This window comes from Rhizobium sp. J15, from assembly GCF_002531825.1.
Classification (GTDB): Bacteria; Pseudomonadota; Alphaproteobacteria; order Rhizobiales; family Rhizobiaceae; genus Rhizobium.
The window spans coordinates 81,811-93,016 of record NZ_NWSX01000011.1 but is presented as its reverse complement, the minus strand read 5'-3'; the positions used below and the strand labels follow the sequence as shown (position 1 = coordinate 93,016).

Annotated in this window: 13 protein-coding genes; 5 read left to right on the top strand and 8 right to left on the bottom strand. The window is 62.0% G+C overall.

The genetic code is table 11. The features are described from left to right. The first annotated feature begins 32 nt into the window (after positions 1-32). The gene (locus CO670_RS12530; RefSeq protein ID WP_097590534.1) at positions 33-1,034 is read left to right on the top strand and encodes an LLM class flavin-dependent oxidoreductase; all 1,002 of its coding nucleotides are present in this window, start codon (positions 33-35) and stop codon (positions 1,032-1,034) included. Between the two features lie 66 nt (positions 1,035-1,100). Here CO670_RS12530 and CO670_RS12525 read toward each other — a convergent pair whose 3' ends face one another. After that, complete coding sequence (locus tag CO670_RS12525; RefSeq protein WP_097590533.1) at positions 1,101-1,847, bottom strand: YebC/PmpR family DNA-binding transcriptional regulator; 747 nt, start codon at positions 1,845-1,847, stop codon at positions 1,101-1,103. 141 nt (positions 1,848-1,988) lie between these two features. On the opposite strand from CO670_RS12525, the gene CO670_RS12520 reads away from it, so the two are divergent. Further along, entirely contained in the window at positions 1,989-2,492 is a 504-nt protein-coding gene (locus tag CO670_RS12520) for a pyridoxamine 5'-phosphate oxidase family protein (protein ID WP_097590532.1), read from the top strand. Between the two features lie 28 nt (positions 2,493-2,520). Here the strand turns inward: CO670_RS12520 and CO670_RS12515 are convergent, their stop codons facing one another. From CO670_RS12515 to CO670_RS12480, 7 genes are all read right to left on the bottom strand, one after another. After that, the gene (locus CO670_RS12515) at positions 2,521-3,366 is read right to left on the bottom strand and encodes an MBL fold metallo-hydrolase (RefSeq protein ID WP_097590531.1); all 846 of its coding nucleotides are present in this window, start codon (positions 3,364-3,366) and stop codon (positions 2,521-2,523) included. A gap of 230 nt (positions 3,367-3,596) precedes the next feature. Continuing rightward, positions 3,597-4,421 (bottom strand): TIGR00282 family metallophosphoesterase, encoded by an 825-nt coding sequence (locus CO670_RS12510; RefSeq protein WP_088677967.1) that lies wholly within the window; start codon positions 4,419-4,421, stop codon positions 3,597-3,599. A 3-nt stretch (positions 4,422-4,424) separates the two neighbouring features. Continuing rightward, positions 4,425-5,012 (bottom strand): 5-formyltetrahydrofolate cyclo-ligase, encoded by a 588-nt coding sequence (locus tag CO670_RS12505; RefSeq protein ID WP_097590530.1) that lies wholly within the window; start codon positions 5,010-5,012, stop codon positions 4,425-4,427. 106 nt (positions 5,013-5,118) lie between these two features. Continuing rightward, complete coding sequence (locus CO670_RS12500; protein WP_097590529.1) at positions 5,119-5,811, bottom strand: hypothetical protein; 693 nt, start codon at positions 5,809-5,811, stop codon at positions 5,119-5,121. A gap of 83 nt (positions 5,812-5,894) precedes the next feature. Continuing rightward, entirely contained in the window at positions 5,895-6,788 is an 894-nt protein-coding gene (locus CO670_RS12495; RefSeq protein ID WP_097590528.1) for an NAD(P)-dependent oxidoreductase, read from the bottom strand. Continuing rightward, positions 6,785-7,609 carry a glycosyltransferase gene (locus CO670_RS12490; RefSeq protein ID WP_097590527.1) on the bottom strand — a complete coding sequence of 275 codons (825 nt, stop codon included), beginning with the start codon at positions 7,607-7,609 and terminating at the stop codon, positions 6,785-6,787. Before CO670_RS12490 ends, CO670_RS12495 begins: the two co-directional genes overlap by 4 nt. A gap of 184 nt (positions 7,610-7,793) precedes the next feature. Next, positions 7,794-9,014 (bottom strand): NAD-dependent epimerase/dehydratase family protein, encoded by a 1,221-nt coding sequence (locus CO670_RS12480; RefSeq protein ID WP_097590525.1) that lies wholly within the window; start codon positions 9,012-9,014, stop codon positions 7,794-7,796. A 162-nt stretch (positions 9,015-9,176) separates the two neighbouring features. Between CO670_RS12480 and ybgC the strand changes: the two genes are divergently transcribed. The 3 genes from ybgC (at position 9,177) to tolR (ending at position 11,200) form a co-directional block, all read left to right on the top strand. Beyond that, complete coding sequence (gene ybgC, locus CO670_RS12475) at positions 9,177-9,632, top strand: tol-pal system-associated acyl-CoA thioesterase (protein WP_097590524.1); 456 nt, start codon at positions 9,177-9,179, stop codon at positions 9,630-9,632. Between the two features lie 374 nt (positions 9,633-10,006). Beyond that, a complete protein-coding gene (tolQ, locus tag CO670_RS12470) occupies positions 10,007-10,726 on the top strand; it encodes a protein TolQ (protein ID WP_004671617.1) in 720 nt (239 codons plus the stop codon). An 18-nt stretch (positions 10,727-10,744) separates the two neighbouring features. Next, a complete protein-coding gene (gene tolR / locus CO670_RS12465; RefSeq protein ID WP_003566333.1) occupies positions 10,745-11,200 on the top strand; it encodes a protein TolR in 456 nt (151 codons plus the stop codon). Positions 11,201-11,206 lie beyond the last annotated feature (6 nt).

Genomic DNA, 11,206 nt, shown 5'->3' with positions numbered 1-11,206 from the left:
ACGGCACCCTTCAACTGCCCGGCAGGTTTCCCATGGTTCCCTTCTCCATACTCGACCTTTCCCCCGTTGCCGAAGGCAGCACCGTCAGCCAGTCTCTCGAGAGCTCGGCGCGGATGGCGCGCAAGGCCGAGGAATTCGGTTACAAACGCTTCTGGCTCGCCGAGCATCACGGCATGCCGGGCATCGCGAGCGCTGCGACCGCCGTCGTCATCGGCCATGTCGGGGCCGCGACCAAGCGCATCCGCATCGGTTCCGGCGGCATCATGCTGCCCAATCATTCACCGCTCGTCATTGCCGAGCAGTTCGGCACGCTGGAAGCGCTGTTCCCCGGCCGCATCGATCTCGGTCTCGGCCGCGCGCCGGGAACGGATATGCGCACAGCGCAGGCGCTGCGGCGCAATCTCGAGGCAGGCGCCAACAGTTTTCCGAACGACGTGGTGGAACTGCAGCAGCTGCTCGGCACGCCGGTCGAGAACCAGGCGATCCTGGCGGTTCCCGGCAACGGCTCGCATATCCCGATCTGGCTGCTCGGCTCCAGCCTCTACAGTGCCCAGCTTGCCGCCATGCTCGGGCTTCCCTATGCCTTCGCCTCGCATTTCGCGCCCGATATGCTGCTCGACGCCATCGCGATCTACCGCGACCGTTTCCAGCCTTCGGCAACGCAAGACAAGCCCTATGTGATGGTCGGCGTCATGGGGGCGGTGGCGGAAACGGACGAGGAGGCGCGGTATAATTTCACCTCCGCCCAGCAGCAGTTCGTCAATCTGCGCCGCAATGTCCGCGGTCCGTTCCCGCGTCCCGTTGCCGATATGGAGGGCTTCTGGTCGCCGATGGAGAAGATGAACGTCGAGCACACGCTGCGTTATGCCGTGGTGGGCGCGCCGAAGACGGCGGAGGCGAAGCTGACGGAGTTTCTGCGCGAAACCCAGGCTGACGAGGTGATCATCTCGATGCCGATCCATGACATCGAGGCGCGGCTGAGGTCGGTGGAGCTGTTCGCGGGGCTGGGCAACTTCCTGCGGGCCGCCGCTTAGAAGCATCCCAGAAACAGAAAACCCGGCGTCACGGCCGGGTTTTTCATTGACGGTCGTCCGAGAAACTCAGGCCGAAAGCTTGGCCAGAACCTCTTCCGAAACCTCGAAGTTGGAATAGACGTTCTGCACGTCGTCATCGTCTTCCAGGCTGTCGATGAGCTTCAACAGCGACTGGGCCTTTTCCTCGTCCACCGGCACGTTGTTCTGGGCGCGCCAGACGGCCTTGACGGTTTCGGCTTCGCCGAGGCTTGCTTCCAGGGCTTTCGACACTTCGCCGAGTGCTTCGAAAGCGCAGGTGATGTAGTGGCCTTCCTCGTCGGTTTCGACGTCGTCGGCGCCGGCTTCGATGGCGGCTTCCATCATCTTGTCGGCGTCGCCGGCGGAAAGCTTGTAGGTGATTTCGCCGACATGGTCGAAGGAGAAGGACACGGAACCGGTTTCGCCGAGGGCGCCGCCGGCCTTGGTGAAGATCGAGCGGACGTTGGAGGCGGTGCGGTTGCGGTTGTCGGTCAGGGCTTCGACGATGATCGCCGTGCCGCCCGGGCCGTAACCCTCGTAGCGGACTTCATCGTAGTTTTCGCCGTCGGCGCCGGCTGCCTTCTTGATGGCGCGGTCGATATTGTCCTTCGGCATCGACTGGGCCTTGGCGTTCTGGATCGCCAGGCGGAGACGGGCATTCATCGTCGGGTCGGGCAGGCCGGCCTTGGCGGCAACGGTGATTTCGCGCGCAAGCTTGGAGAACATTTTCGACCGCACGGCATCCTGACGGCCTTTGCGGTGCATGATGTTTTTAAACTGTGAATGGCCAGCCATGGCACCCCTGTTCACGTCTCATTGTTCGGAATGGGCCGCCTTATAAGAGCGAAACGGCAGCCGTTCAAGGAAAAAGCAGTTCGGAACAAAGGCCACGAGATGACGTTTCAACCGAACTTCATTCAATGGAAAGGAACGGTCATGGCAAATCTCAGCGAGGCGCGGGAACAACCGGCACGTCAGCTTTGGGATCAGGTCAACGGTGTCCATGCCGGCATGCTCGGCGTATCAGGGCTCGATATGCACATGCAGCCGATGGCGCCGCATGCCGATCCGACCACCAATACGATCTGGTTCTTCACCAAGACCGATGCCGACATCGTCCGCGCCATTAAGCCCGGCAGCCGCGCGCATTTCTGCGTCATCGGCAAGGATCACGATTATCACGCCTGCCTGGCCGGCATGATCGAAGTGCGTCCCGACCCTGCGAAAATCGAGGAATACTGGAGCTCGATCGTGGCAGCCTGGTATGACGGCGGCAAGAAGGACCCGAAGCTTACCATGCTTTCGCTGCATGTCGACGATGCCGAGATCTGGGTTTCCACAGGCAGCACGCTCAAATTCGGCTGGGAAATCGCCAAGGCCAATCTCGACGACGACAATGTGCCCGACGTCGGCGTCAAACGCCACCTGCAATTCGCCTGACACAAGGCCCGGCAAGCTGCCGGGCTTTTTACTGCACGCCCTTCATCACATAGATCAGCGGCTTCTTCGGCAGCGTGCGCATGGAAACGGTGATGCTGTCGTCAGGGGCATAGGCGATATCGAAATCCTTGCCGAACATGGAAACGAAGGCATTGACCGGCGGACCGCGGCGATGCATCGGCAGGATCAGTGACGAGCGCAGCCGCTTGATGACGCGGCTCATGCTGTCGGCCCCCATGGTGAGGCCGCCATCGACCGGCACCATGACGACATCGAGACGCCCGATTTCCGTATAATGCGTGTCCGTCAGCTCGTAATGCAGATGGCCGAGATGGCCGATGCAGAGACCGGCGACCTCGAATATGAAGATGGAATTGCCGTCCTGCTGCGAACCGCCGAGGCCGTAACTGAAGCGGATATCCGTCGTGACGTTGCGGATATAGGCGTCGCCTACGACGAGGCTGATATCAGCCTTCCCATCCGGAACGTCGCTCCAGCCATGCAGCAAATGCTTGATCCCGGGATCGGGCGTCAGAGTGAAGTGGGTCGTGTGGGCCTTGTTCATGGTCACGACATCGGGCGTCGTCACCGGCCGGTACCAGCCATTATAGTCTGTGGCGATGATGATGCCTGCGGGCGTCTCGATCTCGAAGGTGGAGTGGCCGAGAAAGGTGAGTTTGACGTCCTCGCCCTCGGAGACGGCCGATATGACCGGCGGGGCGGTGGAGAAGCTTGCGAAGGTCACCTTGGGAATGTTCTGCGCGATCGCCTGACAGTGGCTGACAGGTTTGCGCTGCTCCTGCGCCGCTGAAGGGCGTGAGGCGGCGAGGGCCGCGAGGCATGCGATAGCGAGGATAAGATATTGCGGCTTCATGCCACCCCCTCCGGCGCTTTCATCTAAAGCGCGTCGCGATCTTTCAGATTCGCTCCTTGCGCTTTAGGCCCTTTTCGTTACGCATGTCGTTGCGGCAAAAGCGCTTCGCGCTTTGCCCGGGAAAACCGCTGCACACTTTTGCGCGACATGCTTTAGCGGCCGGAGGATGCGGCATGAGGTCGCAGCGGTCCAGACTGGGGATGCTCACAATTGCGTGTTGGCGCGGGCGCCTACCGCCAGAATTCCGGCACCGTTTCGGCCAGACGCGGCCCGAGCCGGAGCGGCGCGATCTTTTCGGCCAATCCCGTCGCATCGGAAATCTCGACGCCGACGCCGCAGATCGTCGCCGGGCCGCTCGCCGCTTCCATGCGGCCTTTCGGCATCTTGGAGATGAAGCGGTTCAGCGGCTCCTCCTTGTCCATGCCGAGGGAGGAGTCGTAATCGCCGCACATGCCGGCATCCGACATATAGGCGGTGCCGCCGTTGAGGATCTGCGCATCGGCCGTCGGCACATGCGTATGGGTGCCGACGACGAAACTGGCGCGGCCGTCGACGAAATGGCCGAAGCACTGCTTTTCGCTGGTCGCTTCCGCGTGGAAATCGAAGATGATCGCATCGGCCTGCTCCTTCAGCGGGCAGGCGTCGAGGATCACCTCTGCCGACTTGAAGGGATCGTCGAGTTCCGGATGCATGAAGACCCGGCCCATGACATTGGCGACGAGCACGCGTGCGCCGTTCCTGGCATAGAACAGCCCGGAGCCACGCCCCGGCGTGCCTTGCGGATAATTGGCCGGGCGCAGAAACTGATCGTGCCGCCCGGCAAAGGCGACGGCTTCCTTCTGGTCCCAGACGTGATTGCCCGTGGTCACCACGTCGGCGCCGGCATTGATCGTTTCCAGAAAGATGTCCTCGGTGATGCCGAAGCCGCCGGCGGCGTTCTCGCCGTTGACGACGACGAAATCGAGCCTGAGGTCGGAGATCAGGCCGGGGAGGCGGTCCCAGACCGCCGTGCGTCCCGTCTTGCCGACCATGTCACCCAGAAAAAGCAGCCGCATTCCCTATCCAATCCAAGAGGCAAAAAAGCGAAGGCCGCTTTCTGTCAGGATGGCATCCAGGCTTATGTCATGCGGCTCATCCGGCACATGTGCCACTTCCTGGCAGTCAAATGCAATGCCGATCAGCTTCGGATGCAGGCCTTTCTCTCTCAGCCGGCTGATGGCGCGGTCGTAATAGCCGGCGCCATAGCCGATGCGATGGCCGCGTGTATCGAAGGCCGAAAGCGGCACCAGCATGATCTCCGGGTCGAGAACGGCGGCGTCGGCGGCGGGGCCGACCGTGCCGAAGCCGGTGGAGATAAGCGACACGCCTTCCGCCAATTCGCGAAAGGCGATGGTCTGCTTGTCGAGGATCGCCGGCACGCAGAGCCGCGCGCCGCGCGCCGCAAAGCGCGCCATCAGCGGCCTCAGATCGGCCTCCGACCGGATCGGCAGAAAGCCGGAGATAATCGTGCCCGGCGCGAAGGCAACCGCTTCGCCGGCGTGATCGGCCATGGCAAGGCTTTTGGAGGTGCGTTCCTCGGCGGAGAGGGCGTCGCGCGCGGCCAGCCTTTCGTTGCGCAATTGCGCTTTCAATTCTCTAGCGGTCATCGGATCTGCCGGATAGGGGAAAGTTCGCCGAGCATAAACGGCTGGGTGAGTGATGCAATGCCGGCTGCGACAGGAGCGCGCCGGTTTCACGTCTCGTCCGCTGCAGTCAGACGACGATGCTCGTCGGTATCGCCGCAGTGCCCGAGAAGAAGCCAGCCATATCGGCAGAGGCATGGGCGCCTGCCTGCCGGTCCTGCTGGCGCAGTTCGCGCATCGCCTTTTCGAGAAGCTGCTTGAGCTCGTGGACGATTTCCTTGAACTCTTCCATCGCCTCGCGATCGTCGGCCGAGATGCCTGAAAATTTCGGGCTATCCTCCACGGTGCTCTCATAGGCCTTGCGAGCCTCGGCGGCGTCGGTCGGTTCCGGTGCGGTGGTTTCCGCCGTGGTGTCCGTCAAGGTGGCGTCGGCGTCGCTTGCTGCCGCAGCAGCAGGATCCGTAGCTGCATCCGCCGGAACAGATGCCGCCGGGCTGCCGGTTGCGACCGCCGCCGCGAATTCGGAGGCGGCAGTGCCGACCTTGCGCGCCAGTTCGGCGGCGAGACGAGCGACGACCTCGGGAGGCATGTTGGAGCTCTTCAGCATCTCCAGCTGCTGTTTTGCCTCTTCGAGCTTGCGCTGCGCCTTCGCCTTGGCTTCGTCCTCCGAGTTCGCCAGGGTCTGGCGCATCTGCTGCAGCGCCTCAGTGGCGCGCTGCAGCTTCAGCACGCCCTGATCGGCATCGGTTTCAGTGGCGGACGTTCCCGCTGCCGAAGCCGTGCCGCGCAAGATGACGGAAGCTGATGTGGTTGCGACCTGCATGGACAATCCCCGAATGGCAGTTCGGGCCCCGATGACGATTCGGGCGCATTTTGCAGCGTCAGACTTGCGTGGACCTGTGTCCTTTAAAAGCGCTGCAGACCGGCGGCGAGCCGCTGCATCGTCTCCTCGAACAGAGCGGTTCCGCCGGGCGCCCAGCCGAGCGCGCGGATCTTTGCCGTGCTCATGGGGGTCAGCATAGTCCTGTCGGCAGGGGCGGGCAGGGCGTGCCGACAGCCCGTCTTGCGGCGGATGGGCGAAAGGATATCGTTGGTATCGACCGATATATCCGAGACGTTGAAGACCTCGCCGGAGATGCGGTTGCTTTCCATTTCCAGCATCAGCCGCACCGCGCGCCCGAGATCGCGGCCATGAACTTCGGTTCCGGCACGGGCGGCAACCGGCCGGCCAGCGAGGTAATCGGCGATGAGGTCGTCCCATTTGTTCGGAAAGAGATCGCCATAGACGCCGGTCGCTCTCAGGCTGACGCCGGCAAAGCCGGGGGCTGCGAGATGGGCGAGCGCCCGTTCGGCATCGAGCTTCACCCGGCCGTAGAGCGTCTCGGGCTCCGTCAGCATCGCTTCGGCAAGCTCGGTTCCCGGGGGATGGTCGCCATAGGCGGCGCGGCTGGAGAGGAAGACGCAGCGGCGCGTACCGGCGCGTTTGGCGGCTTCGAAAAGCCGGACGGTGCCGTCGAGGTTCAGTTTCTGAAAGCTTTTCGGATCGTCGCCCTCGCCGCCGCGATATTTGCCGGGAACATGGCTGAAGGCGGCGTGGACGAAGAAATAGGCGTCATCGAAAACGTCGATCTGATCCTTGTCGGGATCGAGGGAAAGCGCTGCGAATTCGACCGGGCGGGAGAAGAGGCGTGGATGCGGCGCGCGGCGCCCGCCGACGATCACCTGATATCCGGCGGCCAGCAGTTCCTCGACGACATAACGGCCGACGAGGCCCGTTCCGCCCGATACCAGTACCTTCATGCCGTCCCTTCCGGATTGGCCAGCGCCGCAATCTCAGGTACGTCGCCATTCTCATGGAAACGGTGCCACAAATCGATCAATGGTTGTAGTCGCGCTGCCTTGGGGTGATCCTTTTCCCACGGTTTTTCATACTGGTAATGCAAGATCGAAATGCTCTTCCAGTCCCAAAGGCCGGGCATGGTGAACCATACATATTGCAGCATGTTGAAATAGACCGGCAGGCCGTGCCAATCCGGGAAGAAAGTCTCCAGAAACGTCTGGTCCGTGCGGCGCCAGAAGGCATCCGGCCTGTCGAGCCTCTCGAGCATGTGCCGGAATGTGTCATGCGAGGGCTTGGCGACGAAGACGCCCGAGTTCATCCGGTGGAAGTCGGCGAGACTTTCGTAGACGTTGGGAGCGGCTGAGAATTCCGGATAGAGAAAGAGCCTGTCGACGTTCTTCAGCACGAGGGCGTCGGCATCGATGAAGACGCAGCGCTCGTATTCGACGAGCTGCCAGAGCCTGAGCTTGCAGAAATTGTCGAGCGGCGAATGGAAAGCCGGCTTGCGGCCCTTGGTGAACGGGGCCGCGGAATGAAGATTGCCGCGGGCGTGGCGCTCGTTGAAAGCGTCGGAGAGCGGCAGGTGCTCGACTTCGATGAGCCGGCAGCCGAGTGTCTCAATCGGCGCGAGGGCGGTCTGATCGACGCCGCCGGTGTGGAGGACGACGATGTGGGCGTCGGTGCCGGTGCGGCGCAAGGAACGGGCAAGCGCGGTCGCGCCCATGGCGTAGTCGGCATTGGTGACGAGGGTGACGTAGGCGAAGCTTGAGGTAAGGCTCATCGGCGCCGGCCGCTTCCTCGGCGGCCCTCATTCCTGTGCTTGTCACAGGAATCCAGCCACGGCGCGTCTGCGCCGTGAATGACTCTCCCGCGCCCAAGGACTTGGGCGCGCTGGATTCCTGTGACAAGCACAGGAATGAGGGAGAGATCGTTGGACTGTCGGGGTTTCACTCTCAAACCATCACTCATGACACCGATTTCAGCCGCTTGCCTTCCGGATCGTGGTCGATCGTCGCGGCGATATCCCTGGTCCAGGCGGAGACAGCGGGCACCCGCGCGCGGTCGACGCGATAGGCGAATTTCTTCGCGACGTCGACGATCTCTCCGAGCAGGCCGGTTTCCAGGGTGATCGGATCGAGGCCGAGGTCGAGGAACTTCTCGTTCCTGACGATCAGCTCGTTTTCCGGGGCTTCCTTGCGCGGATTGGGCAGCCAGGCGATCTTGGCGCCGGTCATCCTGGCGATCATCTCGGCGAGATCGCGCACCCGGTGGGTTTCCGTCATCTGGTTGAAGATTTCGACGCGGGCGCCGCGGGCGGGTGGGTTCTCGAGCGCCAGCTCGATGCAGCGCACCGAATCCTGGATGTGGATGAAGGCGCGGGTCTGGCCGCCGGTGCCGTGGACCGTCAGGGGATAGCCGATTGCAGCCTGGATAAGGAAGCGGTTCAGCACCGTGCCGTAATCGCCGTCATAATCGAAACGGTTGATCAACTGCGCATGGCGGCGCGTCTGCTCGGTATGCGTTCCCCAGACGATGCCCTGGTGCAGGTCGGTGATCCGCAGGCCGTCGTTCTTTGCGTAGAACTGAAAGAGAAGCTGATCCAGGCACTTGGTCATGTGGTAGATCGAGCCCGGATTGGAGGGATAGAGGATCTCCTGGCTGACGGTCTCGCCGGCCGCCGTTTCGATGCCGACCGGCAGATAACCCTCGGGAATCGCGGCGCCGACCGTCGAATAGCCGTAGACGCCCATGGTGCCGAGATGGATCAGGTGGGCGTCGAGGTTGAGTTCGGTCAGCGCGTTCAGCAGGTTGTGCGTGGCGCTGACATTGTTGTTGACCGTGTAGTTCTTGTGGCGGTCGCTCTTCATCGAATAGGGCGCGGCGCGCTGTTCGGCGAAATGGATGATGGCATCGGGCCGGTGCTCCGAAAGCCACTTCTTCAGCAGTTCATAATCCTTGGCGAGATCGATCAGGTTGAAATGGATGCGGCGTCCCGTTTCCGCATGCCAGATGCGGGTGCGCTCCTGGATCGAATCCATCGGCGTCAGCGATTGAACGCCGAGTTCGGTGTCGATCCAGCGGCGCGAGAGATTGTCGAGGATATGGATGTCGTGACCGGCATCCGAAAGGTGGAGAGAGGTGGGCCAGCCAATGAAACCGTCTCCGCCCATAACCGCAATCTTCATCGCATCGTCTCCTGATCGGTCGCTTGTTATCGGGAATAGTTAGGAATTATGACAATCATTCAATGCCTGCGGCGGCGCATTCAATGCCTGCAAGCCGGGCATTCAATGCTTGCCTGTCGGGAAGCGTTGCGCCAAAGAGGGCACCGGAGTTTGGAGAAAATTATGACGGAACGCCCTTTTTCCATTTCGGGAGAGCTGACGGAGGCCGGACACCGCCTCATCCAGCGGGTCTATTATGAAGATACGGATTTCTCCGGCCTGGTCTATCACGCCCGCTATCTGCATTTCCTCGAGCGCGGCCGCACTGACTATCTGCGCTGCCTCGGCGTCGAGCAGCGCGAGCTCGTCAGTGCCGACGAGGAAGGCCTCGTCTTCGTCGTGCACCGGATGGAGATCGACTTCAAGAGCCCGGCGCGCATGGATGATGTGCTGACGATCTTGACGCATACGGAAAAGGCCGGGGGCGCCAAGATGGTGCTCAACCAGCAAATTCGCTCGGGCGAAACGCTGCTGATATCAGCCAGGGTGATCATCGCGGTCATCAACGCCAAGGGGCGGCCGAGGCGGCTGCCGGAAACGCTGGCGGCAAAATTCCTGGAAGGCAGCCAGCCGCTATAGCCCGAATCGCTGGAAATGCGGGCTTGTCAAAACTTGAACTTTATGTGAAGGAATTCCCGCGCCGCAGGATGAGCGCTCTTTCGGCAGCCGGACTTGGTTCCGGTCAAGTAATCCATGGAACAAAATCTCCCGAAAATAGGCTTACTGTCATAGTCCCGCACTAACGATCTATTAACCATAATAGTGTCTTACTCGGAAAGTCGGAGTTTGGGCGGTAGACGCCTTCCTTTGACCAAATTTGACGGCAAGAAGGCGGAAGATGAGCTTGGAAGCTTGACCAGGGCTTTGGGCAGCGGCCGCCAGACACTTCTTGCGAGATCACTTTGTGCCGCCCGGTCCTGTGCCGGGCGTTTGGATTCGAGGATTTTGGATCAATGGAACAAGTAGGATTGGCAGCAGCCACGACGGACGTCAGCCTCTGGTCGCTTTTCATGCAGGCCGGCATCGTCGTCAAGCTCGTCATGCTCGGGCTCATCGCAGCCTCTGTGTGGACCTGGGCGATCGTCATCGACAAATACCTGGCCTATGGCCGCGCCCGGCGGCAGTTCGATAAGTTCGAGCAGGTTTTCTGGTCGGGCCAGTCGCTGGAAGAACTCTACCGCTCGCTGTCGGAGCGCAACAATACCGGCCTGGCGTCGATCTTCGTTGCGGCCATGCGCGAATGGAAGAAATCCTTCGAACGCGGCGCCCGCTCGCCGATCGGCCTGCAGATGCGTATCGACCGCGCGATGGACGTGACGCTCGCCCGCGAAACCGAATATCTCGGCGCCCGTCTCGGATCGCTTGCGACCATCGGCTCTGCTGGTCCGTTCATCGGCCTCTTCGGCACGGTCGTCGGTATCATGACCTCGTTCCAGGCGATCGCCGGCTCGAAGTCGACCAATCTTGCGGTCGTTGCGCCCGGTATTGCCGAAGCGCTGCTCGCCACCGCGATCGGCCTCGTCGCCGCTATCCCGGCGGTTATCGCCTACAACAAGTTCTCCGCCGACGCCGGCAAGCTCTCGGCGCGCATGGAAGGTTTCGCGGATGAATTCTCCGCCATACTTTCGCGCCAGATCGACGAGAAGCTGCAGCCGCGTGCTGCTGCGCAGTAACCAACGGAGTATTCTGACATGGGTATGGCTGTTGGAGGCAATGGCGGCGGGGGCGGCGGACGCCGCCGTCGCGGCGGTCGGAACAAGGCCGTGATCTCCGAAATCAACGTGACGCCGCTCGTCGACGTCATGCTGGTGCTTCTGATCATCTTCATGGTCGCAGCACCGATGATGACGGTCGGCGTGCCGATCGACCTGCCGGAAACGCAGGCCAAGGCGCTGAATTCCGAGACGCAGCCGATCACCATCTCCGTCAAGAACGACGGCGAGGTGTTCCTGCAGGAAACGCCGATCCCGGCGGCCGAGATCGCCGCCAAGCTCGAGGCGATCGCGACCACCGGCTATAACGAACGCATCTTCGTGCGCGGCGATGCAACGGCGCCCTACGGCGTCATCGCTGACGTCATGGCGCGCATCCAGGGGGCCGGTTTCAAGAATATCGGCCTCGTGACGCAGCAGAAGAAGGACCAGTAACGCTCA

Coding starts and splice junctions, on each gene's coding strand:
- CO670_RS12530 (WP_097590534.1), top strand. CDS start 33: ATGGTTCCCTTCTCCATACTCGACCTTTCCCCCGTTGCCGAAGGCAGC.
- CO670_RS12525 (WP_097590533.1), bottom strand. CDS start 1,847: ATGGCTGGCCATTCACAGTTTAAAAACATCATGCACCGCAAAGGCCGT.
- CO670_RS12520 (WP_097590532.1), top strand. CDS start 1,989: ATGGCAAATCTCAGCGAGGCGCGGGAACAACCGGCACGTCAGCTTTGG.
- CO670_RS12515 (WP_097590531.1), bottom strand. CDS start 3,366: ATGAAGCCGCAATATCTTATCCTCGCTATCGCATGCCTCGCGGCCCTC.
- CO670_RS12510 (WP_088677967.1), bottom strand. CDS start 4,421: ATGCGGCTGCTTTTTCTGGGTGACATGGTCGGCAAGACGGGACGCACG.
- CO670_RS12505 (WP_097590530.1), bottom strand. CDS start 5,012: ATGACCGCTAGAGAATTGAAAGCGCAATTGCGCAACGAAAGGCTGGCC.
- CO670_RS12500 (WP_097590529.1), bottom strand. CDS start 5,811: ATGCAGGTCGCAACCACATCAGCTTCCGTCATCTTGCGCGGCACGGCT.
- CO670_RS12495 (WP_097590528.1), bottom strand. CDS start 6,788: ATGAAGGTACTGGTATCGGGCGGAACGGGCCTCGTCGGCCGTTATGTC.
- CO670_RS12490 (WP_097590527.1), bottom strand. CDS start 7,609: ATGAGCCTTACCTCAAGCTTCGCCTACGTCACCCTCGTCACCAATGCC.
- CO670_RS12480 (WP_097590525.1), bottom strand. CDS start 9,014: ATGAAGATTGCGGTTATGGGCGGAGACGGTTTCATTGGCTGGCCCACC.
- ybgC (WP_097590524.1), top strand. CDS start 9,177: ATGACGGAACGCCCTTTTTCCATTTCGGGAGAGCTGACGGAGGCCGGA.
- tolQ (WP_004671617.1), top strand. CDS start 10,007: ATGGAACAAGTAGGATTGGCAGCAGCCACGACGGACGTCAGCCTCTGG.
- tolR (WP_003566333.1), top strand. CDS start 10,745: ATGGGTATGGCTGTTGGAGGCAATGGCGGCGGGGGCGGCGGACGCCGC.